The organism is Pseudothauera nasutitermitis (assembly GCF_004801295.1).
Taxonomy (GTDB): domain Bacteria; phylum Pseudomonadota; class Gammaproteobacteria; order Burkholderiales; family Rhodocyclaceae; genus Pseudothauera; species Pseudothauera nasutitermitis.
Genome location: NZ_SSOC01000007.1, coordinates 117217 through 143826, shown reverse-complemented (window position 1 = coordinate 143826; position 26610 = coordinate 117217). Strand labels below are relative to the sequence as shown.

Here is a 26610-nt window from a genome sequence, read left to right as displayed (position 1 = left end):
ACCCGCATAGACAAATACCTGCTGATCGGCAGGTAGGTGCGCCCACCCCGATTCCATAGCATTGCCCGGCTTGGGTGGTATCCGCATCGGGCCGCCCGCGGGCGGAGGAAAACATGGCGGCGGGCAGGCCGCCATCCTCCCGCCTTATCGGCAGATCGATCGCGACGCCGGATGCCAACGGATCGGAAAACAAGGGGCCCGCATGAACCACGTCTGGAAAACCGTCTTCAACTCCAGCACCGGCCAGTGGCAGGCCGTGGCCGAAACCGCCCGATCCCGCAGCAAGGGCGGCCGGGGCAAAGGCGCTTCGCGCAAGGCGGCTACCGCGGCCCTGCTGCTTTGCACCGCGCTGGTATCAGCACCCATCCCCGCCTGGGCTGGCGGCTCAGGAGGCAATGGCGCCTCTTATGCCGCTGGGGTAGGCGGCAACGGCGGCGCAGGTAGCGACGGTTCGGACACCAATGCCAATGGTGCTGCGGGTGGCTTGAACGGCGCTGGCAGCGGCACCGGCTTCGGCGGCGGCGCGCCGGGCGCAAAAGGCGATGACGCGACCAGTGGCAGTGGCGGTGGCGGCGGCGGCGGCGGCAACCGGATCGACACACCCGCCACGGCGGGATCGGGCGGTAACAGCAATGGCAGCGGAGGCAATGGCGGCTCGGGCGGTGTCGTGGGCATGCCAGGCGAAGCCGGAATCGACTCCGGCACGTGGGCTGGCGGTGGCGGTGGCGGTGGCGGTGGCGATGGCGCGGTTTCAAGCGCCGCGACGACCAACGCTGACTTGACGGGCGGCGCCGGCGGCAGGGGCGGCGACGGGGACGGTGGCGGCGGCGGAGGTGGCGGCGGCGGTGCGGGCCTGGTCCATACCGGCAGCACGCTGACGGTCGGCCACAATCTCACTGGCGGCATGGGTGGGCACGGGGGCACGGGTGGCAACGGCGGCGGCGGCGGTGGCGGCGGCGCCGGATTGGCCGTGGCGGCTTCGACGGGAGCAAGCATCGGCATCGGCAGCGGGACCGTCTTGACGGGCGGCGCCGGTGGCCTGGGCGGCGACGGGAACGGGGACGGCCGTGGCGGCGGCAGTGGCGGCGACGGCGGCGCGGGCCTGTTCGCCAACGGCGACATGACCGTTTTGACCAACGGGGGCGTCATCCAGGGAGGCAACGGTGGCGCGGCGGGTGACGGCGCCGCTGCGGGCCAGTCCGGCAAGGGCGGCCTGGGCCTGTTTGCCGGCGACGGCATGACCTTGATCAACGAAGGCGTCATACAGGGCGGCAACGGCGGTGCGGCAGGTCTGTTCGGCGTGGGCAGCGAAGGCGTCGTCGGCGGCAATCTCACCATCGTCAACATGATCGGCGGCAGCATCGCCGGTGGCATGAGCGGCGATGGCCTGACGCGCAGCCATGCCGTCCTCTTCACCGGCGGCGACAACAGGCTGGGGCTGCACGCGGGCCTCAACGACAACTTCATCGGCCACATCGGCGGCAGCGGCTTTCTGGGTTCGATCACCTTGGACGGCGAAAACGACGCCACGCTGTCCAGCGATATCGACGCGGCAGGCTACGACGTCTTCAAGACCGGCGGCGGCACGCTGACGCTCACGGGCGCCACCAGCTTGTCGAACGGCCGCGTCCAGGTCGATGAAGGTCACCTGCGCATCGCGGACGGCGGCGATGTCCGGCACGTCGGCGGCGCCTACATCAACGGCAGCAATGGCGCGACGGTCGCAGGCAACGGCTTCTGGGCACCCGGCAGCGTGTACCTTGGAAGCCAGGGCAACGCCAGCGATACCAGCACCCTGCGCGTCGAGAACGGCGGCAGGGTCGAAAGCTTCCTCACCGATGTGGGCGATGCAGTTGCCGGCAGCCTCACGGTCACGGGCAGGGATGCCGGCGGCAACCAGTCCACTTACTCCGCCAGCAACAGTCTGATCATCGGCTCCCGTGGCACCGGCACGATGACCATCGCCGACGGCGGCCAGGTTCACAGCGGGACGAACAGCGCCCAGGGAAGTTACATCGGCGGCAGCAGTCTCGTCGGCCACGCTGTCGGCAGCGGCGCCGTCACCGTCACGGGCGGCGGCTCCAAGTGGACGAGTATGGGCACGATCTCTGTCGGCTATAACGGCGCCGGCACGCTGACCATCGCCGACGGCGGCGAAGTGGAAAGCGCCGGTGCCGCGATCGGCACCGCCAGCGCGAGCCTCGGCACCTATGACAGCGTGAATGGCCAGGCCATCGTCACCGGACCGGGATCGCTCTGGAACATCACCGGCGACAACGGCCTGCGCATCGGCGTGCGCGGGCTGGGCGCCTTGACGGTGGACGGCGGCGGCCTGGTGCGGGCGCAGCGCACCCATCTCACCAGCCAGAACTTCGGCGATGGCGACGGCATGCTGAATCTCGACGGCACCGACGGCTCCCGGGGCGTGCTGGAAACCGGCTGGGTGGAGGCCGGCACCAACGGCATCCGGGCAAGCGGCAGCGCCGCCCAGATCAACTTCGACGGCGGCATCCTGCGGGCCACCGGCGATCAGGCCGATTTCCTGCGCGGCTTCGACCCCGGCGAAATCCTCATCCACAGTGGCGGCGCGTTCATCGACAGCAATGGCCACGGGATCGGCATCGATGCCGCGCTGCAAGGCACAGGCGGCCTGACCAAGCTGGGCGACGGCCGGCTGGTATTGTCCGGCGCCGCAAGCTACACCGGCGATACCACGGTCGCCCTGGGCGAGCTGCGTGTGAATGGCAGCATTTCTTCCGACGCCCTCGTGCAAGGGGGCGGCACGCTGAGCGGCACCGGCACGGCGGGTAACGTCACGGTGGAAGGCGGCGGTACCCTGAGCCACGCCGGCACGGTGGGTAACGTCATGGTGGAAGACGGCGGCGTGCTGGCGCCGAATGCCTACGCCATTGGCACGCTGACGATTGATGGCAACCTGACGCTCGCGCCCGGCGCCATCAGCGAGTTCCAGTTGGGCGCACCCGGCACCGATGCCGACAGGGCGGCGGGCATTGGCGACCGAGTTGTCGTGACGGGCGACCTGGCCCTGGGCGGCACGCTGAATCTCACGCAGAGCTACCACGCGGCCGACGGCCACGCCGGTGTCGGCTATTACCGCCTCTTTACCTACGGCGGCAACCTGACCAGCAACACCGCGGTCATCGGCACCGCCCCGGAACGCCATGAGCTCCTGGCCGAAGCCGGCAGCGGCTACGTGGATCTGTTCGTCAACGCCCCCGGAAGTGCCGGAGACGATGTGCTTCAGCACTGGCGCGGCGGCGACGGCACCTGGAATGCTTCCGACACCCTGTGGATGAACCGGGATGGCGAGGTGCCGGCGGCCTGGGCAGGCAACCACGCCATCTTCAAGGATGCCGCCGACTTCACCGGCGGTACGGTTGCGGTGGAGGGTGAACAATCCTTCAGGAGTTTGCAGTTCGTCGATGAGGGCTACACGCTGGCCGGCACGGGCACGCTGCTCACTGATGCCGCCGGCAGCGAAATCCGTGTGCTGGCCGGCAGCGCCACCATCGCCGCCCGCATCGCCGGCAGCGACGACCTGGAAAAAACCGAAGCCGGCACCCTGGTGCTGGCCGGCGACAACAGCGGCTACACCGGCAAGCTCACGGTAAGAAGCGGCACGCTGGGGATCCTCAACGAACGCGCGCTCGGCAGCGGCACGCTCACGCTGGATGGCGGCACGCTCAGGGGCCTGGACTGGTACGACTATTCATCGGACATCGTGATCGGCGACGGCGGCGGCACCCTGACGGGGACGTTCGGCATCTTCCACGGGCCGATCAGCGGCAGCGGCGGCCTGATCGTCGATGTGGAGGATTATTTTCTGGTGGACGACATGACGGGACACACCGGCGCCACCCGATTCACCAGCAATGCCACGCAAATAACCCCCCGAGGCGAAAACGTTTTTTCCACCAGCAGCGCCTATACGCTCGACGCGGGCGCCAGCATCGTTACGTCAACGAGCCAGGCCCTGGGCTCGCTGGCCGGCTCCGGGCAGGTGCAACTGGACGCTGCGTCGGCCACGCTCACCACCGGCGGCAACGACACCAGCACCGCCTTCTCCGGCAGCATCGTCGGTTACGGCAACCTGACCAAGACCGGCACCGGCGTCTTCACTCTTTCCGGCAGCAACGAACACCGCGGCGCAACCACCGTGAATGGCGGTACGTTGGTAGTGGATGGCTCCATCGCCGCATCGTCGCTGACCACGGTACGGCATGGTGCCACGCTGGGTGGCAGCGGCACCGTGGGCAGCACCACGGTGGAAAGCGGCGGCATCCTGTCGCCGGGCAACTCGGTGGGCACACTGAACGTGAATGGCGATCTGGTGCTCAATGCCGGTTCCATCACCGAATTCGAGCTGGGCAGCCCCGGTGCATCGAGCGCCGCGCCCGGCACCAGCGACCGCATCGCCGTCACGGGCGACCTGGCCTTCAATGGCACGGTGAACCTGTCGCAAAGCAGCGACCCGGCGGACGGCACGGCGGGCATCGGCTACTACCGCCTCATCACCTACGGCGGCAGCCTGACCAGCAACACCGCCACCCTCGGCACCACGCTGGGTTTGACGGACGTGGAGTACGAGTTGCAGGCCGGTTCCGGCCGGGTCGATCTGTTCATCGACGCGGCGGCGGTGCTGGGCGACGATGCCTTGCAGCACTGGCAAGGCGGTGACGGCACCTGGAATGCGGCGAGCACGCAGTGGCTGAATGCCGGCGGCACCACACCCGCGGCCTGGGCCGGCAATCACGCCGTGTTCAAGAGCGCGCCGGGCGGCTTCGATGGCGGCGTCATCGACGTGGAAGGCGCGCAGGGCTTCAAGGGCCTCCAGTTCGTCGATGACGGCTACTCGCTGCAAGGCTCCGGCCAACTGGTGACGGATGCCGCCGGCAGCGAAATCCGTGTGCTGGCCGGCAGCGCCACGATTGCCACCGCCATCACCGGCACCGGCGGGCTCACCAAGACCGAGGCGGGCACGCTGGTGCTGACCGGCAGCAATACCTACAGCGGCGGCACGGCCATCCATGCGGGCACGCTGCAAGTCGGCGACGGCGGCACGAGCGGCAGCATCGTCGGCGACGTGGTGAACGACGGCACGCTGGCCTTCAACCGCAGCGACGCATTGACCTTCGGCGGTGCTATCAGCGGCGCGGGCCGGCTGGTACAGGAGGGCAATGGCGCGCTGACCGTGACCGGCAACAACAGCTACACGGGGCAAACGCGCTTTCACAGTGGCGGCACGCTGCAAGTCGGCAACGGCGGCACGACGGGCAGCCTCGGCGGCGGGACCATCTTTTTTGCCGATGGCATGGGCACATTGGCGTTCAACCGCAGCGATGATGTCGTGTTCAGCCAAGACATCACCGAGGACACCGCTACCGCCATGGGATCGCTCATCCAGCGCGGCACGGGCACGCTGACGCTCACCGGCAACAGCAACATCTCCGGCTCCACCACGGTGGAAGCCGGCAAGCTGGTGGTCAATGGCTCGATTGCGGATTCGGCGGTGACGGTGCAGTCCGGCGCCACGCTGGGCGGCAGCGGCACGGTGGGCGGCACCACGGTGGAAAGCGGCGGCACGCTGGCGGCGGGCAATTCCATCGGCACGCTCAACGTGGCAGGCGACCTCATCTTGTCCTCGGGCTCCTTCCTCGACTTCGAGCTGGGCAGCCCCGGCATGGCCGCCGATCCGGCCTCGGGCAAGAGCGACCGCATCGTGGTGGCGGGTGATTTGTCGTTCGACGGCACGGTGAACCTGGCGCAAAGCAGCGATGCGGCTGACGGCACCGCAGGCATCGGCTACTACCGCCTCATCAGCTACGGCGGCGTGCTGACCAGCAGCACCGCCACCCTCGGCACCACGCCGGCAGCGCCGACTGGTGTGGAGTATGAATTGCAGGCTGGCAGCGGCCGGGTCGATCTGTTCATCGACACGGCGGCGGTGCTGGGCGACGATGCCTTGCAGCACTGGCAAGGCGGTGACGGCACCTGGAATGCGGCGAGCACGCAGTGGCTGAATGCCGGCGGCACCACACCCGCGGCCTGGGCCGGCAATCACGCCGTGTTCAAGAGCGCGCCGGGCGGCTTCGATGGCGGCGTCATCGACGTGGAAGGCGCGCAGGGCTTCAAGGGCCTCCAGTTCGTCGATGACGGCTACTCGCTGCAAGGCTCCGGCCAACTGTTGACGGATGCCGCTGGCAGCGAAATCCGCGTGCTGGCCGACAGCGCCACGATCGCCACCGCCATCACCGGCACCGGCAGCCTGACCAAGACCGAGGCGGGCACGCTGGTGCTGACCGGCAACAACACCTACACCGGCGCGACCACGGTGAACGGGGGCACGCTGGTGGCGAACCACGACGGCGCGCTGGGCACGGGCGCGGTCACGGTGGATGACAGCGCCGACATGGACGCGACCCTGCGAATCGCCGGCGGCGTCAGCCTTATCAACAGCGTCACCCTGCAACACGGCGGCGCGCTGGACAACGCCGGCGACCTCAGCGGTACGGCGGGAAGCGCGGGCAGCGCCGGCGCCCCGGTCTTCGCCTTCGATGGCAATGGGAATGGTCTGCCCGGTAACGACGGCGGCAGCGGCAACCTCGGCGGAGCCGGGGTTCGGGTCGAGGCAGCGGGCCAGTTCGCCAACACGGGCACCCTCCGCGGCGGCATCGGCGGTACCGGCGGCAACGGTAGCGCCGGGGCGCCCCCACTCCCCCCCGTCATTGATCGGTACCAAGGCCCCGGCGGCGCGGGCGGCGCCGGGGGTCAGGGCGGCAGCGCCGTGGAACTGGCCGGCGCCGGCCCGCTCACCAACGACGGCACGATGATCGGCGGCAAGGGTGGTACGGGTGGGGCTGGCGAGGCTGGCGGCATCGGCAGCAACGGCGTTGGGGCCCAAGGCGGCGGCCATGGCGGCCATGGCGGCAGTGGCGGCCACGGCCTGCACATGACCGGCGCCGGCCAGTTCATCAACCTGGGCAGCATCACCGGCGGAGACGGGGGTGACGGAGGGGCAGGGGGGGCGGTGGGAACGGATGGCTCCCCCGTCCCCGGTACCGCCGGCGATGCCGGTACGGGTGGCACCGGCCTGCGGGTGGATGCCGATGGCGCCAGCGTGATCAACGCCGGCCTCATCGCCGGCGGCGCGGGCAGCACGCAGGGCAAGGCCGTGGAGATCAACGGCAACGACAACACGCTGGAACTGCGCAGCGGCTGGAGCTTCTCCGGCGGCATTTCGGTTGCCGGCAGCAACAACGTGCTGGCGCTCGGCGGCGCGACCGACGCCAGCTTCAATCTTTCATCGCTCGCCGCCGACTTCGCCGGTTTCGCCACCCACGCCAAGCGCGGCGCCGCCACCTGGACGCTCACCGGCAGCACCGCCGCTACCGGCAGCTGGACGGTGGAGGCCGGCACGCTGGCGGTCAACGGCTCCCTCGCCAATGCGGCGGTGACGGTACAGAACGGCGGCACGCTGGGCGGCAGCGGCACCGTGGGCAGCACCACGGTGCAAAGCGGCGGCACGCTGGCGCCGGGCAATTCGATCGGCACGCTGAACGTGGCGGGCAACCTGACGCTGAACGCCGGTTCGATCACCGACTTCGAGCTGGGCAGCCCCGGCGCATCCAGCACCGTGCCCGGCACCAGCGACCGCATCGATGTGACGGGCGACCTGGCCTTCGACGGCACGGTGAACCTGGCGCAAAGCAGCGATGCGGCCGACGGCACCGCAGGCATCGGCTACTACCGCCTCATCACCTACGGCGGCGTGCTGACCAGCAACACCGCCACCCTCGGCACCACGCCGGGTTTGACGGACGTGGCGTACGAGTTGCAGGCCGGTTCCGGCCGGGTCGATCTGTTCATCGACACGGCGGCGGTGCTGGGCGACGATGCCTTGCAGCACTGGCAAGGCGGCAATGGCACCTGGAATGCGGCGAGCACGCAGTGGCTGAATGCCGGCGGCGACGCACCGGCGGCCTGGGCCGGCCACCACGCGGTGTTCAAGAACGCGCCGGGCGGCTTCGACGGCGGCGTCATCGACGTGGAGGGCGCGCAGGGCTTCAAGGGCCTCCAGTTCGTCGATGAGGGCTACACGCTGCAAGGCAGCGGCGAACTGGTCACCGATGCCGCCGGCAGCGAAATCCGCGTGCTGGCCGGCAGCGCGACCATCGCCGCGCAGATCGCAGGCACGGGCGGCATCGTCAAGACCGAGGCGGGGACCTTGGTGCTGGCCGGCGGCAACAGCTACACCGGCGCGACGACGGTGAATGAAGGCACGCTGGTGGTCAATGGCGCCATCGCCGCTTCGGCGGTGACGGTGCAATCCGGCGCCACGCTGGGCGGCAGCGGAACCGTGGGCGGCGCCATGGTGCAAAGCGGCGGGCGCATCGCGCCGGGCAACAGCATCGGCACGCTGGCCGTGAATGGCGGCTGGACCCTGGCGACCGGTGCCACCTACACCGTGGAACTCAAGGAAGGCGGCCACACCGCCGGCACCCACAACGACCTGATCGCGGCCACCGGCACGGCCACCTTCGAAAACGGCGCGCTGATCCACGTGACTCCCGAGAACGGTTCGGACGACGGCAGCACCTACGCCGCCGGCCTGCGCTACACCATCGCCCAGGCCGCAGGCGGCCTGACGGTGGGCGGCAGCCAGACCGTCACCGACGATTTCGCCTACCTGGACTTCACCGCCGGCTGGGACGGCACCGACTACTGGCTGACCAGCGCGGCGCCCACCGCCACCTTCTGCCTGCCCGGCATGGGTGCCAACCAGTGCGCGGTGGCCGACGCTGCCTTCAAGCTGGGCGCGGGCAACGCGGTGTACGACCGCGCGCTCAACCTCGCCCACGCCCAGACCGGCCCGGCCTTCGAGCAGCTTTCCGGCGCGGCGCACGCCTTCGTCCCCACGCTGGTCTTCTCCGGCATGCGCCAGTTGCACGGCCTGGTGGGCCAGCGCCTGCACGGGGCCGGCGGCACCATCCGCGGCGCCGCCCACACCCTGGCCGGGGTGAAGCTCGCCTCGGCCGGCGGGGTGCTCGCCGGGCTGCTCGATGAAGAGCAGGGCGCGCGCGACGGCTTCTGGGTGCGCGTACTGGGCGGCGACGGCCGCATCGACGGCGACCGCAATGCCGGCGGCGCCGACACCCGCAGCGGTGGCGTGGCCGTGGGCGCGGACCGCGGCTTCGGCGACGCGCTGCGTGCCGGCCTGGCCCTGGCGCACGGCACGGGCGAGGCGCGGGCGGCCTATGGCACGGTGGATCTGGAAAGCTGGCAACTGGCCGCCTACGCCCGCCTCCAGCCGCAGGACGGCGCCTACCTGGACGCCAGCCTGAGCCTGGGCCGCCACCGGCTCGATACGCACCGCGCGCTGCCCCTGTTCGGCGTGCGCGCCAAGGCGGGCTACCACGCCCACAGCGCCGCGCTGTCCGTCGAAGGCGGTCTGCCGCGGGCCCACGGGCGCAACACCTGGACGCCCTACGCGGGTGTGCAGGCGCAGCGCCTCGCGCGCGAAGGCTTTACCGAACGGGGCGCGGGCGACGCGGGCCTGGTGGTGAAGCGGGAGACGGACAACGCGGTGCGCACCACGCTGGGCGTGCGTTACCAGTGGGCGCGCGCGCGGCTGCGGCCGGCAGTGGAAGCGGGCTGGGCGCACGACTTCGGCGATCGCCGCCACCGGGTGCGCGCGGGCTTCGCCAGCGTGGCGGGGGCGGCCGACTTCCAGGTGGCGGGCCCGAAGCGCGAGCGCGATCGGCTGCTGCTGGGCCTGGATCTGACCGCCTGGACCGGCGGCAAGGCGCGGCTGGACGTGGGCTACCGGGGCGAGTTCGCCGCGACGGACCGCGAGCATGCGCTGGCGGCAACCCTGCGGTGGAGGTGGTGAGGGGGAGAGGGCTGAATTGCGCCTGCCGGCGCGGGTGCGTTCAGGTCAGCTCAAGGCGCCTTTCGAGCCGTTCCACGCGTTCCTTGAGGCGATCCACTGCATGACGATCGGAGACGATTTCCGCCTAGTTGGCCGACTCGTCGCGGGCGATCCGGGCAATGCCGGTTTCCAGACCCGACAGACGCGACTTGATTTCGCTGTTGTCCTGACGGATCGCGGCGAGTTCAGTCTGGATCTTCTTCAGATGTTCCAGAATCAGATTTTCGATATTTTCGGCCATGGCGATCTCCTTTCCCGCGAGTGTAGGAGCTGTCCAGGGGAAATTCAAACACGCTGCCGGTTTGCGGCGGCATGAAAGAAAAAGCCCGCCGGGCCGGAGCCGGGCGGGCTTTCTGTCGAATGGCGGGGCGGGATTACTTGGCCGCCATCCAGGCGCGCGCGGCGTCCAGCATGCGGCAGGAGTAGCCCCATTCGTTGTCGTACCAGGCCAGCACCTTGACCAGCACCGAGCCGTCCTCGCCCTTGATCACGCGGGTCTGGGTGGCGTCGAAGGTGGAGGACACGGTGGTGTGGTTGAAGTCGGAGGACACCAGCGGCTCGGTGTTCACCGCCAGGATGCCCTTGAGCGGGCCGTTGGCGGCGGCGGTCATGAGTTCGTTGATCTCTTCCTTGGTGGTGGTGCGCTCGGCGGTGAAGGTGAGGTCCACCAGCGAGACGTTGATGGTCGGCACGCGCAGGGCGAAGCCGTCCACCTTGCCGACCAGTTGCGGCAGCACCAGGCCGACGGCCTTGGCGGCGCCGGTCTTGGTGGGGATGATGTTGGCGGCGGCGGCGCGCGCGCGGCGCAGGTCCTTGTGGCGCACGTCCACGGTGACCTGGTCGTTGGTGTAGGCGTGGATGGTGGTCATCAGGCCCTGCTTGATGCCCACGCTGTCGGCCAGGATCTTGGCCACCGGGGCCAGGCAGTTGGTGGTGCAGGAGGCGTTGGAGACCACGGTGTAATCGGCCTTCAGCGCGCCTTCATTGACGCCCATGACGATGGTGGTGTCCACGTCGTCGCCGCCCGGCGCGGAGATCAGCACGCGCTTGGCGCCCTGTTCCAGCAGGGCCTGGGCCTTGGCCTTGGTGGTGTAGGCGCCGGTGCATTCGAGCAGCACGTCCACGCCGTGGGTGGCCCAGTTGACGCCCTTCGGGTCCTTGGTGGAGTAGAAGGGGATCTTCTTGCCGTCGATGATGATAACGTTCTCGCCCTCGGTTTCCACCGGCGTGGCGAAGCGGCCGTGGGTGGTGTCGTACTTCAGCAGGTGGGCGTTGGTGGCCAGATCGCCGGAGGCGTTGATGGCGACGACTTCCAGTTCGTTCTGCAGGCCCTGTTCGTAGATGGCGCGCAGGGTACAGCGGCCGATGCGGCCGAAACCGTTGATGGCAACCTTGATGGACATGGGGGGTTCTCTCCTCTCAGCGAATTCTTTGCATGGGGCTTACAGCACGGCCTTGACGGCGTCCACCACCGCGTCCGTGGTGATGCCGAATTCCTTGAACAGTTCGCCGGCCGGGGCGGATTCGCCGAAGCGGTCCAGGCCGATCACCCGGCCTTCGAGGCCGACGTACTTGTACCAGCCGTCGGTGACCCCGGCTTCCACCGCCACGCGCGGCACGCCGGCCGGCAGCACGGCAGCCTTCCAGGCGGCGTCCTGGCGTTCGAAGACGTTGGTGCTGGGCACGGAGACCACGCGCACGGCGATGCCGGATTCGGCCAGCGCCTTCTGCGCGGCGATGGCGAGCGCGACTTCCGAGCCGGTGGCGAGAATCACCGCCTGCGGCTTGCCGCCCTGGGCTTCCGAGAGCACGTAGGCGCCCTTGCGGATGGCGGCGATCTGTTCCGCGCTGCGGGTCTGGAAGGGCAGGTTCTGGCGCGAGAAGCACAGACTGCTGGGGCCGTCCTGGCGTTCGATGGCGTGCGCCCAGGCCACGGCGGATTCCACCGTGTCGCAGGGGCGCCAGACGTCCATGTTGGGGATCAGGCGCAGGGTGGCGGTCTGTTCCACCGGCTGGTGGGTGGGGCCGTCCTCGCCCAGGCCGATGGAGTCGTGGGTGAACACGAAGACCTGGCGGATCTTCATCAGCGCGGCCATGCGCAGGGCGTTGCGCGCGTACTCGCTGAACATCAGGAAGGTGGCGGTGTAGGGGATCAGCCCGCCGTGCAGCGCCACGCCGTTGGCGATGGCGGCCATGCCGAATTCGCGCACGCCGTAATACACGTAGTTGCCGCCGCTGTCGCGGCTGACTCCCTTGGCGCCCGACCACAGGGTGAGGTTGGAGCCGGCGAGGTCCGCCGAGCCGCCGAGCAGTTCCGGCAGCTTGGGCGCGAAGGCTTCGATGCTGTTCTGGCTGGCCTTGCGGGTGGCGATGGTTTCGGCCTTGTCGACGACCTTGGCGAGCACTGCTTCCACGTGGGCGCTCCAGTCCGCCGGCAGCTTGCCGGCCATGCGGCGCTCGAACTCGGCGGCCTGCTCGGGGAAGGCAGCGCGGTAGGCGGCAAGGCGGGCGTTCCATTCGGCTTCCGCTGCGGCGCCTTGTTCGCGCGCGTTCCAGGCCGCATAGACGTGGGCGGGGATTTCGAAGGGGGCGTGCGGCCAGCCGATGTGCTCGCGCGTGGCGGCGATTTCCGCCGCGCCCAGCGGGGCGCCGTGTACGTCGTGGCCGCCCTGCTTGTTGGGGCTGCCGGCGCCGATCACGGTCTTGCAGCAGATCAGCGTGGGCTGCGCGGTGTTGGCGATGGCCTGCTGGATGGCGGCTTCGATGGCCGCCGGGTCGTGGCCCTGCACGTCGCGGATGACCTGCCAGCCGTAGGCTTCGAAGCGTTTCGGGGTGTCGTCGGTGAACCAGCCCGAGACGTGGCCGTCGATGGAGATGTCGTTGTCGTCGTAGAAGGCGGTGAGCTTGCCCAGGCCCCAGGTGCCGGCCAGCGAGCAGGCTTCGTGGCTGATGCCTTCCATCAGGCAGCCGTCGCCGAGGAACACCCAGGTGCGGTGGTCGACGAGGTCATGGCCGGGACGGTTGAATTCGGCGGCCAGCACCTTTTCGGCCAGCGCCATGCCCACCGCGTTGGTGATGCCCTGGCCGAGCGGGCCGGTGGTGGTTTCCACGCCGGGGGTGTAGCCGTATTCCGGGTGGCCGGGGGTCTTGCTGTGCAGTTGGCGGAAGCGCTTGATTTCCTCGATGGGCAGGTCGTAGCCGGTGAGGTGCAGCAGCGCGTAGATCAGCATGGAGCCGTGGCCGTTGCTGAGCACGAAGCGGTCGCGGTCGGCCCATTGCGGGTTGGCCGGGTTGTGCTTCAGGTGGTGCCGCCACAGCACCTCGGCGATCTCGGCCATGCCCAGCGGCGCGCCGGGGTGGCCGGAGTTGGCCTGCTGCACGGCGTCCATGGCCAGCGCGCGGATGGCGCCGGTGAGCTCGTTGAAAACCGGGGGCTTGACCACGCGTCTCGCGACAGCGAGACCAGCCTGGGCGGAGCCGGAGGCTCCACTGGTTTGTGGCGAGGAGGTTCCGACCTTCAGGTCGGAGTGACTCACGTTTCTGGACAGCGACATGGTTTCCTCGGAAAGCCGCCGCCGGCGGCTGGAAAAACCGTAATTATCGCTGAAAAAACGCCCTGGTTGATAGCGCGTGCTGCACTGCGGAGGCGCGCACGCTGCGGGCTACACTGCCTGCCGGCGGTGTTCCATCAGCTTCCAGATCAGCGGGGTGAGGATCAGTTGCATGGCCAGGTCGAGCCGTCCGCCGGGGATTACGATGGTGTTGGCGCGGCTCATGAAGGCGCCGTCGATCATCGTCAGCAGATAGGGAAAGTCCACGCCGCGCGGATCCTTGAAGCGGATCACCACCATGGACTCCTCCAGCGTGGGCACGTCGCGCGCGATGAACGGATTGGAGGTGTCCACCACCGGCACGCGCTGGAAGTTGATGTGGGTGCGCGAGAACTGCGGGACGATGTAATGCACGTAGTCGTGCATGCGGCGCAGGATGGTGTCCTGCACCGCTTCCTTGGAATAGCCGCGCACCCGGGTGTCGCGGTGGATCTTCTGGATCCACTCCAGGTTGATGGTCGGCACCACGCCGATCAGCAGGTCCACGTGGCGGGCCACGTCCACCGTGTCGGTCTGCACCGCGCCGTGCAGGCCTTCGTAGAACAGGCAGTCGGTGCCCACCGGCAGGTCTTCCCATTCGGTGAAGGTGCCCATCGGCAGGTTGCGGCGCATCGACTGCTCTTCGTTGTGGATGTACCAGCGCCGCCGCCCGGTGGCCGATTCGCCGTAGGCGCGGAACAGGTGCTCGAGATCCTCGAACAGGTTGGCCTCGGGGCCGAAGTGGCTGGCGCCGCGTTCGCCGCGCGCCTCGGCCTCTTCGATCTGGCGTTTCATCTCGTCGCGGGTGTAGCGGTGGAAGCTGTCGCCCTCGACGATGGCCGCATTGACGTTCTCGCGGTGGAAGATGGCCTCGAAGGTGTGCTTGACCGTGGTGGTGCCGGCGCCGGAGGAGCCGGTGACCGCGATGATGGGGTGTTTCATCGACATGATGGATGGGCCTCGTGGCCGGTCAGCCGCCGCTGGCCGCGCCTTCCGGGCGCAGCTCGGTGTACACCCGCTTGGATGCCACCACCAGCACATGCACTTCCTCGAAGGACAGTTCGGGGTAGCGGTCGCGCACCACGCGGTAGGCCAGGTGGTCCAGCGTGGCGTTGCCCCAGCGGTTCTCCCGGGCGAAGAAGGGAGCGATCACTTCGTAGGCTTCGTCGAAGATCTCGCGCACGTGGTGGTACTTGCGGCGCTCGGCCTGCGGTTCGGTGGCGGATTGGTCCATGGGGACGGATGCGATGGCGGAATATGGCGGGAATGATAGCGTGCCTGGGGAGATCACGCGTGCGAAGAAACCAGCCATTCGAGCCGTTCCGCGACCTTGTCGAATGGTTCGATGCTGCGCTGGGCGCGGCACAGCACGATGGCGCCTTCCAGGCCGGCGATGATCAGGGTGGCCAGCCCTGCCGCCGCTGCGGGGGAGCGGCCCTGCTTTTCCAGTGCCGCGGCGAGTTGGCCCTCCCAGCCGCGGAAGACCTGCGCGGCAGCCTCCAGGGCCTCTGCCGCGCTGTCGTCGATGGGTTCCTCGGCCGCCACTGCCAGCACCGGGCAGCCGATGCGGAAATCGGAGCGCAGCAGGATGTCCCGCCACATTGCCAGGAAGTTGCGCAGGCCCGTGTCGGCCCCGGCCGGCAGGTGGTGGTCCAGGCTCGCACCGATCCGGGCGCCAGCGAGTTGCACGGCTTCGACGACGACCTGCTGCTTGCCGCCGGGAAAGTAATGGTAGGTCGAGCCCAGCGGTGCGTCGGCGCGTTTGGCCATCTCGCGAATACTGGTGGCATTGAGGCCGTGCCGTGCCAGCATCTCGGCGGCGGCCGCGACCACGCGCTGGCGGGTATCGGATTGACGGGGGCTCATCGCGGCGTGTTCTTGTTAAGACAGTCGTCTTAGTTTACGCTGTTTTTTCTATTACGACCGTTATAAAAGAGTGCCCCGTGACCGCCGATACCCTCTCTGTGCGCCTTGTCGCCGCCGATGGATATGCCCTTGGCGCAACCCGCTACCCCGCCCGTGCTCCGCTGAAGGGGCGGGTGGTGGTCGCGGGCGCGACGGCCGTTCCGCAGGGGTTCTACAAACGCTTCGCCTTGTTCGTCGGCGACCGTGGATTCGAGACCCTGACGCTCGACTACCGCGGCATCGGGCTGTCGCGGCCGCCTTCCCTCAAGGGCTTCCGCATGGATTTCCTGGATTGGGCGCGGCTCGATCTGGCGGCGGCGGTTGACGCCATGGCGGACGATGCCGTGCCGCTGTACGTGGTCGGCCATTCCTATGGCGGGCATGCCTTCGGCCTGCTGCCCAATCACCGCAAGGTGGCGGGCTGCTGCATCTTCGGCACCGGCGCCGGCTGGCATGGCTACATGCCGCCGGGGGAGCGCCTGCGCGTACTGGCAATGTGGAAGGTCGTGCTGCCGGTGCTGACGTGGTGGAAGGGCTATTGCCCATGGAGGATGCTGGGTCTGGGCGAGGATCTGCCCGTGGATGTCTATCGGCAATGGCGGCACTGGTGCCAGTTTCCCCACTACTTTTTCGACGATCCCGCCATGCGTGGGATCGAGCAGGACTATGCGGCGGTGCACACGCCGATCGTCGCCGTGAATGCGCTGGATGACGCCTGGGCCACACCCACATCGCGCGACGCCTTCATCCAGGCTTACCGCAATGCGCCGTTGACCCGGAAAGACCTGGATCCCGCGCAGATCGGCGGCGAGGTCGGGCACATGGGCTACTTCCGCCAGACCGCCGAACCGCTCTGGGGAGACATGCTGGAATGGTTCGCCGATCTGCCGCGGGCGGCACGCCCTATGAATGGGCCTTGAGCCAGGCCCGCCACTCGGCGAACAGGGCGGGGCTGGAGGCCGCCACCACGCCGCGCTTGACCGCCGGGCCGGCCATCAGCGAGCCGCCGTCCAGCGCGGCGGCCTCGCCGCCCGCCTCGGCCAGGATCAGGCGGCCGGCAGCGTAGTCCCACAGCATCTGCCCGCCGTGCAGATAGACGTCGAGCCGGCCGGCGGCGACGAAGCACCATTCCAGCGCGCTGGAGCCGAAGTTGCGCTGCGAATAGTAGGGCGGGCGCACCGCCAGTTCGTCGCCCAGGTGGTGGCTGATGCGCTTGAAATCCACGCCGGCCACCGCGTCGCGCAGGCTGGCCGCGGCCGGGCGCAGCGGCAGTTCGGTGCCGTTGAGGAAGGCCCCGGCGCCCTGCGCGGCATAAAAGGATTCGTCGGTGACCGGGTTGTACACCACGCCGAAGCGCGGTTCGTGGTCGACCAGATAGGCGATGGAAACGGCGAAGAAGGGGATGCCGCTGGCGAAATTGGTGGTGCCGTCGATCGGGTCGATGCACCACAAGCCGCGCCGGCCCTGGCTCCATAGCCGGGCCTGCTCCTCGGGCGTCATTTCCTCGCCGAGCACCGGGCCGGACAGCAGTTGCGGCAGGGCCTCGGTGAAGCGGCGCTGGGATTCCAGATCGGCCTCGGTGAACAGCGAGCCGTCGGCCTTGCGGTTGCGCGCGGACTTCAGGTAGCGCGGCAGGATTTCCTCGCGCGCGATGTCGCGTACCAGTGATTCCAGGGCCCGTGCGCGGGCGAGGCGGTGTGAGGCGGTCGGCATCTCTGGGGTGTCCTGTACCGGAGCACGGGGCGTACCCCGTGCGGGCAGGCGGCGGGCCGGTGCGTGGCGCGGCCTTCTGGGAGCGAACAAGTCCTTATAATACCACGATGATATCCCGCTTCTTTTTCCCCGAAGAGCTGCCCGCGGCGGGCGAAGTCGCCCTGCCCGAGGCGCTTGCGCATCATGCGGTTCGGGTATTGCGCCTGCGCGACGGGGAGCCGCTGGTGCTGTTCGACGGCCGTGGGGGCGAGACCTCCGCGCGTCTGAGCGTGCGCGGCAGGCAATGCTTCGCCGTGCTGGGGGAACGCAGCGCGGTGGAGCGCGAATCGCCGCTCGATCTGGTGCTTGCGCAGGGCCTGGCCGGCGGCGACAAGATGGACTGGATCGTGCAGAAGGCCACCGAATTGGGCGTGGCCGGCGTGGTGCCGCTGGCCGCCGAGCGCTCGGTGATCCGCCTGGCCGGGGAGCGCGCCGCGAAGAGGGTGGCGCACTGGCGGCAGGTGGTCGTGGCGGCCTGCGAGCAGAGCGGGCGCAACCGCGTGCCGGAAGTGGCCGGCATCCAGCCGCTGGAGGCATGGCTGGCCGGTGCGCACGATGTGCGCAAGCTGGTGCTGGCGCCCGGCGGGGGCCGCCGCACGCGCGAACTGGCGCCGCCCGCGGCGGGCGAGCGCGTGGTGCTGATGGTCGGGCCGGAAGGCGGGTGGACGGATGCCGAACTCGCCGCCTGCCTGCGCGCCGGCGCCGAGGCGATGAGCCTGGGGCCGCGCGTGCTGCGCACCGAGACCGCCGGGCTGGCCGCGCTGGCGGCCCTGCAGGCGCTGTGGGGCGATGCCTGAGGCCGACGGCCCGGAAACTGGAGGAATGCGATGTTCGAATCGGCGGAACTGGGGCATGCAACCCCGAAAGCGGAATACGACAAGGCCGTGCCCGCGCTGCGCGCCAAGCTGCTCGATGCGCAGTTCGATCTGCTCGACCTGAAGCGCTTCGCCGTGGTGGTGCTGATCAACGGCATCGACGGCGCCGGCAAGGGCGAGACGGTCAATCTGCTCAACGAGTGGATGGATCCGCGCCACATCGAGGCCTGGGCGTTCGACGCGCCTTCTTCCGAAGAAGCCGAGCGCCCCTTCATGTGGCGCTTCTGGCGCGCGCTGCCGCCCAAGGGCAAGATCGGCGTGCTGTTCGGCAACTGGTATTCCGAGGCCATCCATGCCCGCGCGCACGGTGACTGGAAACGCGCCAGGCTGGAAGAGCACCTGGACGGCATCCAGCGCTTCGAGGCGATGCTGGTGCATGAGGGCGTGCTGCTGGTGAAGCTGTGGTTCCACCTTTCCAAGGCCGGCCAGAAGGCCCGCCTGAAGGCGCTGGAAAAGAACCCCAAGACCCGCTGGCGGGTCACCGAGCGCGACTGGAAGTACTACGCCCTGTACGACCGCTACCGCGAGACCGCCGAACACGTGCTGCGCCACACCAGCACCGGCGAGGCGCCGTGGCTGATCGTCGATGGTTCGGACGAACGCTTCCGTTCGCTGTTCGTCGGCCGCACACTGCTCGACGCGCTGCGCAAGCGCCTGGATGCCGAGCAGCGCGGCTGGGCCGTGCGCCAGAGCGCCGCGCCGCTGCCGCCGCTGCTGGACGGGCGCAACCTGCTCAACAGCCTGGTGCTGGACCAGCCGTTGGGCAAGAAGGAATACGGCGAACTGCTGGAGGAATACCAGGGCCGCCTGGCCCTGCTGTGCCGTTCGGCGGCCTTCCGCAAGCATTCGCTGGTGCTGGTGTTCGAGGGCGCCGACGCGGCCGGCAAGGGCGGGGCGATCCGCCGCGTCACCGCCGCGCTCGATGCCCGCCAGTTCCGCGTGCATCCGGTGGCCGCGCCCACCGAGGAAGAGCGCGCCCAGCCGTATCTGTGGCGTTTCTGGCGCAACCTGCCGCGCCAGGGCAAGGTCGCCGTGTTCGACCGCTCCTGGTACGGCCGCGTGCTGGTCGAGCGCGTCGAGGGGTTCTGCTCGGAGGCCGACTGGATGCGCGCCTATGCCGAGATCAACGATTTCGAGGACCAGCTGATCGAGGCCGGTGCGGTGGTCGTCAAGTTCTGGCTGGCGATCAGCGCCGACGAGCAGCTGGCGCGCTTCAAGGAGCGCGAGGCTGAGCCGCACAAGCGCTTCAAGATCACCGCCGAGGACTGGCGCAACCGCGAGAAGGCCGACGACTACGCCAAGGCGGTGTGCGACATGGTGGACCGTACCAGCACCGAGCGCGCGCCGTGGACGCTGGTGGAGGCGGACAACAAGCTGTATGCGCGCATCAAGATTCTGCGCACCGTGTGCGAGCGCCTGGAAGCGGCGTTGAGCTAGAATGGCCCGGACGCCGCCGCGTCCGCGGCCTCGATAACCTGCCAACCAGAGCGGTGCCTGCTTGAACGCGGAATCTCCCCAACCCCTCGTGCCGGCCGAAGCGGCCGACTCCACCGCCAGCTTCGTCGCCTGGGTGCGCGGCGCGGCGCCCTACATCCACGCCTTCCGGGGCAAGACCTTCGTCATTGCCTTCGGCGGTGAAGTGGCCAGCGGCGCTTCCGCGCAGAGCCTGGCCTATGACTGCAACCTGCTCGCCGCGCTGGGCATCCGCCTGGTGCTGGTGCATGGCGCGCGCCCGCAGATCGACGCCGAACTGCGCCGCCGCGGGCTGGAGCCGCGCATCCACAACGGCCTGCGGGTCACCGACGCGGCCGCGCTGGAGTGCGTCAAGGCGGCCATGGCGGTCACCCGCATCGAGGTCGAGGCGCTGCTCTCCCAGGGCCTGCCCAATACGCCGATGGCCGGCAGCTACATGCGCGTGACCGGCGGCAACTTCCTCACCGCGCGTCCGGTGGGCGTGGTCGATGGCATCGATTTCCAGTACACCGGCGCGGTGCGCAAGATCATCGCCGAGGAGATCAACGCCGATCTGGACCAGCAGAACGTGGTGCTGATCTCCCCGCTGGGGGTCTCGCCGGCCGGCGAGATCTTCAACCTGTGCATGGAGGAGGTGGCCGAGGCCGTCGCCGTGGCGGTGAAGGCCGAAAAGCTGATCTATCTGTGCGACGCCCCCGGCCTGCTCGACGCCGAAGGCCGGCTGGTCGATTCGGTGACTGCCGACGAGGCCGAGCGCATGCTGGATGCCGGCGAAGGGCTCACCGAGGACATGCATCTCTTCCTGCCCTGCGCGATCCGTGCGGTGCGCCGCGGCGTGTCCCGCGTGCACCTGATCGACCGCGATACCGACGGCGCCCTGCTGCTCGAATTCTTCACCCATGCCGGGGTCGGCACCGTGGTTTCGCGCGCGCCGCTGTTCCGCCTGCGCGAGGCCAACGTGGAGGATGTCGGCGCGCTGGTCGCGCTGATCAGCCCGATGGAGGCCGACGGCACCCTGGTGCGGCGCGGGCGCGAGCTGCTGGAGCAGGAGATCGGGCGCTTCACCGTGGTCGAGCACGATGGGGTGCTGGTGGGCTGCGCCGCGCTGTACCCGTTCTCCGAGGACAACGCCGCCGAGCTGGCCTGTCTGGCGGTCACCCCGGAGTACCGCCGCGCGGGGCTGGGCGACCAGTTGCTCCGGCGCATCGAACGGCGCGCGCGCGCCCAGCGCCTGGAACGCCTGTTCGTGCTCACCACGCGCACCGCGCACTGGTTCCGCGAACGCGGCTTCAGCGAAATCGGCCCCGACGCGCTGCCGGGGGCCAAGCGCGAGCTGTACAACTACCAGCGCCGCTCCAAGGTCTTCGTCAAGACGTTATGAGCATCGTCGCCCCGCCCCGGCTCCATGACCTCCGGCGTGGCTGGCGGAGGAGCAGGGCATGAGCCGGCGGTGGCTGTGGGCGGGCCTGGCCGCGCTCGCGGCCGCCGCGCTGTGCGCGTGGGTGCTGGCCGGCGGGATGGCCTGGGCGCCGTTCACGGTGGCCGGGCTGGTGGGCGGGCTGGCCGGCTGGGCGGTGTTCGCCTCCTCGGGCAAGCGCCGGCCGGCGGACGAGGCGTGCTGCGAGACGGACCTGCTGCGCCAGGTCGTCGAGGGCGTGCATGGACTCGAAGCGCTGTTCGACACCTCCCTGCGTCTGGAATGGATCAGCCCCTCGCTGCAGCGCATGACCGGGCGCACGCCGGCGGAATGCCTGGCCGCCCCCGGCTTCGTCGAATTCCTCGTCCACGATGCCGACCGCCGCTACTGCCAGCGCTGCATGCGCCAGGTGCTGGAGAGCGGGCGCGGCGAGGATTTCGAGATGCGCCTGACGCGCGAGGGCGGAAAGGTACTGTGGGTGGCCACGCACTGGCGCGCCCTGCGCGACGCGGGCGGCCGGGTGCGCGGCCTGCGCATGGCCGCAGAGGATATCCAGGGGCGCAAGGAGGCCGAATACAAGCTGCTCGAAACCGTGGCGCAACTGCGCCGCGCCCAGGCGCTCAGCGAGAACTACCTGCTGCGCAGCAACGACGAGCGCCAGCGCCTGTCCGCGCTGCTCAACGTGATCCGCCTGGGCATCCTGTTCATGGACCGCGACCATCGCGTGCTGTACTACAACCGCGCCATGCTGGACATCTGGCGCCTGCCGGCCGGCGAGAACCTGATCGGCGTGCGCGACGTGGTGCTGGAGAGCCGTGTGGTGGGGCTGCTGGAATCGCCGGACGCCTATCTGTCGCACATCCGCCAGGTGGTCGAATCGCTGGAGGTCAGCAAGCCCTTCGAGATCCACATGAAGGACGGCCGGGTGGTCACCGACGTGTCGGCCGTGGTGGAGGACGGCGGCGGCCACGGCGGGCGGCGCGGCATCGGCCGGGTGTGGATCTACGAAGACGTCACCGAGCAGCGCAACACCGCGCGCAAGCTGGTGGCGCTGGCCGAGCGCGATCCGCTCACCAATCTGTTCAACCGGCGGCGCTTCCACGAGGAACTGGAGCGCCTGCTCGCCGATGCCGAGCGCCATGGCACCCGGGTCGGCCTGCTGGCCATCGACCTGGACGGCTTCAAGCCGATCAACGACGCCTTCGGCCATCAGGCCGGTGACGAGGTGCTGGTGACCCTGGCGCGCGAGGTGGGCGGCATCATCCGGCGCAACGAGCTGTTCTTCCGCCTGGGCGGCGACGAGTTCGGCGTGCTGGTGCCGGACGCCGAGGAAAACGACCTGATCGGTCTGGCGCGGCGCATCGTCGAGGGGGTCGCCGCGTTGCGTTTCGAATTTGCCGGCCGGCCCGCACACCTGACCGCCAGCCTGGGCATCGCGCTCTACCCCGACCACGCCGGCGACGGTGAGGCCCTGATCGCGGCGGCCGACCATGCGATGTACCGCTCCAAGAACGAAGGGCGCAACCGCTGGTCGATCTGCGCGGGGGCGTGCAGCGAATCCGCTAGAATGGAGCCCCCACGTGAAGAACCCGATACTGGAGAGGATTGAAGATGGCTCGCACCGTCAACTGCATCAAGCTCGGTCGTGAGGCGGAAGGGCTGGACCTGCCGCCGATTCCCGGAGAACTCGGCAAGCGGATTTTCGAGAACGTCTCCAAGGAGGCCTGGCAGCAGTGGGTGAAGTACCAGACCATGCTGATCAACGAGAACCGCCTGAACCTGATGGACCCGAAGGCGCGCAAGTATCTGGCCGAGCAGATGGAGAAGCACTTCTTCGGCGGCGGCGCCGACCAGGTCGGCGGCTATGTGCCGCCTTCCGCCTGAGCGGACGGCAGGCTCCGCCGCAATGAAAAAGGGATGGCCGAGGCCATCCCTTTTTCATGGGATGCAGAAAGCGGCTTTCAGTCCTGCTTCTTGATCTCGCGCGCGGCTTCCTGCTCGATCACGGCGGTGCCGGCATAGCGCACGTCGCGCCCGTGCGCCATGTAGATGACGTACTCGGAGATGTTCAGCGCGTGGTCGCCGACGCGTTCGATGGATTTGGCGATGAACAGCGTCTCCAGACTGTTGGAGATGGTGCGCGGGTCTTCCATCATGTAGGTGATGAGCTGGCGGGTGACCGCCTCGAAGGCCGTATCCACCTCGTCGTCCATGTGGGCGAGCACCGGCGCCAGGGTGACGTCGCTGCGTGCGAAACTGTCCAGCGCCTTGCGTACCATGTCGGTGGCCAGCGCGGCGGGGTGGCCCAGATCCACGCGCGGCGAGTAGGGCAGATCACCGGAGTGCAGGCGGCGGGCGGCCTTGGCGATCTTCTTGGCTTCGTCGCCGATGCGCTCCAGGTCGGTCACCGTCTTCATCGCGCCGAGCACCGAACGCAGGTCGCTGGCCGCCGGCTGGCGCTTGGCGATCAACTGGCTGCACGCTTCGTCGATGTCGACCTCGAGCAGGTTGATGCGATGGTCACCGGCGATCACCTTCTCGATCAGTGCCTTGTCCGCGTTCTTCAGCCCGGCAAAGGCATTGGTCAGCTGGCTCTCGACCAGGCCGCCCATTTGCAGCACGCCGCTGCGGATCGCTTCGAGATCGGCGTCGAACTGCTTGTAGATATGTTCGCTCATCTTGACCATGGAAATAGGTAGAACCGCTGCAGGCTAGCATTCCTGCGTTAAGGAATTGTTTCAGCCGCGCTGTTCGCGCCGCACGCCTTCGGGCGCGGCGAGCAGCAGCACGTCGGCGCCACGTTGCGCGAACAGGCCATTGGTGACCACGCCGACGATCTGGTTGATGCGCGCCTCCAGCTTGGCCGGCTCGGCGATGGCGAGGCCATGCACGTCGAGGATCAGGTTGCCGTTGTCGGTGACGAAGCCCTCGCGCAGCTTCGGCTGGCCGCCCAGCGCGGCGAGTTCGCGCGCGACATGGCGCGCGGCCATCGGGATGACCTCGACCGGCAGCGGAAAGCGTCCCAGCGTGGCGACCTGCTTGCTGGCATCGCAGATGCACACGAAGCGCCGCGACACGGCGGCGACGATCTTCTCGCGGGTGAGCGCGCCGCCGCCGCCCTTGATCATCGAGAAGCCGCCGTCGATCTCGTCGGCACCATCGACATACACCGGCAGTTCATCCACCTCGGCCAGGTCGACCAGCGGGATGCCGAGCGCGCGCAGGCGTGCGGAGCTGGCCTCGGAACTGGAGACCGCGCCGGTGATGCGCGCCTTGATGCCGCCCAGCCCGTCGATGAAGTGATTGACGGTGGAGCCGGTGCCCACGCCGATGATTGCGCCTTCCAGCACGTAGTCGAGGGCGGCGAGCGCGGCGGCTTTCTTCAGTTCGTCCTGGGTCATGGAATGGTTTCCTGTGGTTTACAGCAGTCCGGCAAAGGGCTGTACGAGCACCGCTTCGCCAGCGGCGACGCTGCCCTGCGCCTCCGGCAGGAGGATGAAGCAATCGGCTTCCGACATCGAGCGCAGGATGCCGGAGCCCTGCGCGGCGGCGGGGTGGACCACGCGGCGGCCGTCTTCCCAGCCCAGCCGGCCGCGCTGGAATTCATGGCGCCCCGGCTGTTTGCGGATCGGCGTGGCGCAGTGTGCAGTGAACAACACGGGCTCGGGCAGGGGGGAAACGCCCGCCAGCGTGAGCAGGGCATCGCGCACGAACTGGCAGAAGGCCACCATGGTGGCCACCGGGTTGCCCGGCAGGCCGAACAGCCAGGCCCGGCCGATGCGGCCGAAGGCCAGCGGGCGGCCGGGCTTGATAGCCAGCTTCCAGAAATCCACTTCGCCCAGTCCGGCCAGGGTTTCGCGCACGAAATCGGCCTCGCCGGTGGATACGCCACCGCTGGTGAGGATGACGTCGGCCGTGGCGCTGGCCCCGGCGAGCGCACGTTGCAGTGCTTCCGGCTGGTCGGGCAGCACGCCCAGGTCGTCCACCTCGCAGCCCAGTTGGGCGAGCAGGCCGTACAGGGTGTAGCGGTTGCTGTCGTACACCTGGCCGGGGCCGAGCGCCTCGCCGAGCGAGGCGATTTCGTCGCCGGTGGAAAAGAAGGCCACGCGCGGACGGCGGTAGACGAGCACCTCGTCCAGGCCCAGCGAGGCGATCAGGCCCAGTTCGGCCGGTCCGCAGCGCTTGCCGGCGGGCAGCGCGATGCCGCCGGTGGGCAGGTCCTCGCCGGCGCGGCGCACGTTCTGGCCGGCGCGCTGGCCGGGGGGGATGAGTACCGCGTCGCCCTGCGACGGCGTGGGGCGGACGTCTTCCTGCATCACCACGGTGTCGGCGCCCTGCGGCAGCGGTGCGCCGGTCATGATGCGCACGGCCTGCCCGGCTTCCACCCGGCCGGCGAACGGATGGCCGGCGAAGGCGCGGCCGACGACGGTCAGCGCAGTGTCGGCATCGGCGGCCAGGTCGGCTGCGCGCAGGGCGTAGCCGTCCATCGCGGAATTGTCGTGCGCCGGCACGTCGAGCGGCGCCACCACGTCCTCGGCCAGCACGCGGCCCAAGGCGGCGCGCAGGGCCACGCACTCGTGGCCGTCAACGGGGCGCAGGGCGCGCAGGATCGCGGCGCGCGCCTCGGCGACGCCGAGTCCCTGCGAGGATGCTTGATCGGAGCGGGGGCGTGTGCTGCTCATCGTGCGGGACGTGCGCAAGGCGCTGCTGCATCGGGGCCGCCATTATCGCAAAACCCGGCCCTCCGTGCCCGCATCGGTGCCTGCGCGGAAGCATCCCCGGCGCGCCTGCTAGACTTCCACGCCATGCAAGCCACTTCGATCCATGCTGCCGCGCTGCATGCGCTGATGATTGCCGACCCGGACGACAAGTGCCGCGCCACGCAGGCCCTGCTGGCCGACTGGCGGGCCGGCCGCTTGGCGGCGGTGCCGGGGGCCGACGATGCCGAGCCGGTGGTGGAGGCCGGCCGCCCGCCGCGTCCCGAACTGGTCGCGCCGCAGGCCGTGCCGCTGCGCAAGGCCGGCACGCGCGAAGGCCATGCGGCGCTGCTGCATGCCATCGCGCACATCGAGTTCAACGCCATCAACCTGGCGCTGGACTGCGTGCACCGCTTCCGCGCCCTGCCGGCCGACTTCCACGACGGCTGGCTGGTGGTGGCCGCCGAGGAGGCCCATCACTTCGGCCTGGTGCGCGCCCGCCTGCGTGCACTCGGCTTTGAATACGGCGACTTCCCCGCGCACAACGGCCTGTGGGAGATGGCCGCGAAGACCGCGCACGACGCCCTGGCGCGCATGGCGCTGGTACCCCGGGTGCTGGAGGCGCGCGAGCTGGACGCCACGCCGCCGATCATGGCCAGGCTGAAGGCCATCGGCGACACGCAGAGCGTGGCGGTGCTGGAGATCATCCTGCGCGACGAGATCGGCCACGTCGCGCTCGGCGACCGCTGGTTCCGCCTGCTGTGCGCCGAGCGCGGGCTGGAGCCGGAGGCCACCTATCTGCGCTTGATCGAGGATTTCGATGCGCCGCGCCCCAGACCGCCATTGCATCTGGAGGCGCGGCGGGCGGCGGGGTTCAGCGAGGCCGAGCTGGCGCGTTTCGGCGCCCCCGGCGAAACCCGCCCGTAGGAGCAGCCAAGGCCGCTCCTGCGAC

Annotated in this window: 18 protein-coding genes; 8 read left to right on the top strand and 10 right to left on the bottom strand. The window is 69.3% G+C overall.

Features of this window, described 5'->3' with window-relative positions:
- Positions 1-202: 202 nt before the first annotated feature.
- Positions 203-9910, top strand: coding sequence for an autotransporter-associated beta strand repeat-containing protein (locus E6C76_RS18830; RefSeq protein ID WP_136349795.1), 9708 nt, complete (start codon positions 203-205; stop codon positions 9908-9910).
- 124 nt (positions 9911-10034) lie between these two features.
- Here the strand turns inward: E6C76_RS18830 and E6C76_RS22120 are convergent, their stop codons facing one another.
- The 6 genes from E6C76_RS22120 to E6C76_RS18805 all read right to left on the bottom strand — a co-directional run bounded on the left by E6C76_RS22120 (position 10035) and on the right by E6C76_RS18805 (position 15405).
- A complete protein-coding gene (locus tag E6C76_RS22120; protein WP_168734382.1) occupies positions 10035-10190 on the bottom strand; it encodes a hypothetical protein in 156 nt (51 codons plus the stop codon).
- Positions 10191-10323: 133 nt separating this feature from the next.
- On the bottom strand, positions 10324-11352 hold the full coding sequence (gap, locus tag E6C76_RS18825; protein WP_136349794.1) for a type I glyceraldehyde-3-phosphate dehydrogenase: 1029 nt from the start codon (positions 11350-11352) through the stop codon (positions 10324-10326).
- A 39-nt stretch (positions 11353-11391) separates the two neighbouring features.
- A complete protein-coding gene (gene tkt, locus E6C76_RS18820; protein ID WP_136349793.1) occupies positions 11392-13503 on the bottom strand; it encodes a transketolase in 2112 nt (703 codons plus the stop codon).
- A gap of 108 nt (positions 13504-13611) precedes the next feature.
- Positions 13612-14487, bottom strand: a complete 876-nt coding sequence (locus tag E6C76_RS18815; protein ID WP_136349792.1) for a phosphoribulokinase — start codon at positions 14485-14487, stop codon at positions 13612-13614.
- Positions 14488-14509: 22 nt separating this feature from the next.
- Positions 14510-14773, bottom strand: a complete 264-nt coding sequence (locus tag E6C76_RS18810) for a hypothetical protein (protein ID WP_136349791.1) — start codon at positions 14771-14773, stop codon at positions 14510-14512.
- A gap of 53 nt (positions 14774-14826) precedes the next feature.
- Positions 14827-15405, bottom strand: coding sequence for a TetR/AcrR family transcriptional regulator (locus E6C76_RS18805; RefSeq protein WP_136349790.1), 579 nt, complete (start codon positions 15403-15405; stop codon positions 14827-14829).
- 77 nt (positions 15406-15482) lie between these two features.
- Between E6C76_RS18805 and E6C76_RS18800 the strand changes: the two genes are divergently transcribed.
- Entirely contained in the window at positions 15483-16364 is an 882-nt protein-coding gene (locus E6C76_RS18800) for an alpha/beta hydrolase family protein (protein ID WP_136349789.1), read from the top strand.
- Here E6C76_RS18800 and E6C76_RS18795 read toward each other — a convergent pair.
- Positions 16348-17157 carry an inositol monophosphatase family protein gene (locus E6C76_RS18795; RefSeq protein WP_136349788.1) on the bottom strand — a complete coding sequence of 270 codons (810 nt, stop codon included), beginning with the start codon at positions 17155-17157 and terminating at the stop codon, positions 16348-16350. The genes E6C76_RS18800 and E6C76_RS18795 overlap by 17 nt on opposite strands.
- 107 nt (positions 17158-17264) lie before the next feature.
- On the opposite strand from E6C76_RS18795, the gene E6C76_RS18790 reads away from it, so the two are divergent.
- The 5 genes from E6C76_RS18790 (at position 17265) to E6C76_RS18770 (ending at position 22845) form a co-directional block, all read left to right on the top strand.
- On the top strand, positions 17265-17993 hold the full coding sequence (locus E6C76_RS18790; RefSeq protein WP_136349787.1) for a 16S rRNA (uracil(1498)-N(3))-methyltransferase: 729 nt from the start codon (positions 17265-17267) through the stop codon (positions 17991-17993).
- A 30-nt stretch (positions 17994-18023) separates the two neighbouring features.
- Positions 18024-19508 carry a polyphosphate:AMP phosphotransferase gene (gene pap / locus E6C76_RS18785; RefSeq protein WP_136349786.1) on the top strand — a complete coding sequence of 495 codons (1485 nt, stop codon included), beginning with the start codon at positions 18024-18026 and terminating at the stop codon, positions 19506-19508.
- Between the two features lie 61 nt (positions 19509-19569).
- Entirely contained in the window at positions 19570-20925 is a 1356-nt protein-coding gene (gene argA / locus E6C76_RS18780) for an amino-acid N-acetyltransferase (RefSeq protein WP_211090291.1), read from the top strand.
- A gap of 58 nt (positions 20926-20983) precedes the next feature.
- On the top strand, positions 20984-22570 hold the full coding sequence (locus E6C76_RS18775; protein ID WP_211090290.1) for a sensor domain-containing diguanylate cyclase: 1587 nt from the start codon (positions 20984-20986) through the stop codon (positions 22568-22570).
- A gap of 2 nt (positions 22571-22572) precedes the next feature.
- The gene (locus tag E6C76_RS18770) at positions 22573-22845 is read left to right on the top strand and encodes an oxidative damage protection protein (RefSeq protein WP_136349785.1); all 273 of its coding nucleotides are present in this window, start codon (positions 22573-22575) and stop codon (positions 22843-22845) included.
- A gap of 77 nt (positions 22846-22922) precedes the next feature.
- On the opposite strand, the gene phoU is transcribed toward E6C76_RS18770, so the two are convergent.
- From phoU to moeA, 3 genes are read right to left on the bottom strand one after another with little or no spacing between them, the layout of a single operon-like run.
- Positions 22923-23639, bottom strand: a complete 717-nt coding sequence (phoU, locus tag E6C76_RS18765) for a phosphate signaling complex protein PhoU (RefSeq protein WP_136349784.1) — start codon at positions 23637-23639, stop codon at positions 22923-22925.
- Between the two features lie 60 nt (positions 23640-23699).
- Positions 23700-24362, bottom strand: coding sequence for a ribose-5-phosphate isomerase RpiA (rpiA, locus tag E6C76_RS18760; RefSeq protein ID WP_136349783.1), 663 nt, complete (start codon positions 24360-24362; stop codon positions 23700-23702).
- An 18-nt stretch (positions 24363-24380) separates the two neighbouring features.
- Entirely contained in the window at positions 24381-25643 is a 1263-nt protein-coding gene (gene moeA, locus E6C76_RS18755; protein ID WP_136349782.1) for a molybdopterin molybdotransferase MoeA, read from the bottom strand.
- Between the two features lie 123 nt (positions 25644-25766).
- Between moeA and E6C76_RS18750 the strand changes: the two genes are divergently transcribed.
- A complete protein-coding gene (locus E6C76_RS18750) occupies positions 25767-26585 on the top strand; it encodes a ferritin-like domain-containing protein (RefSeq protein ID WP_136349781.1) in 819 nt (272 codons plus the stop codon).
- The last annotated feature ends 25 nt before the right edge of the window (positions 26586-26610 follow it).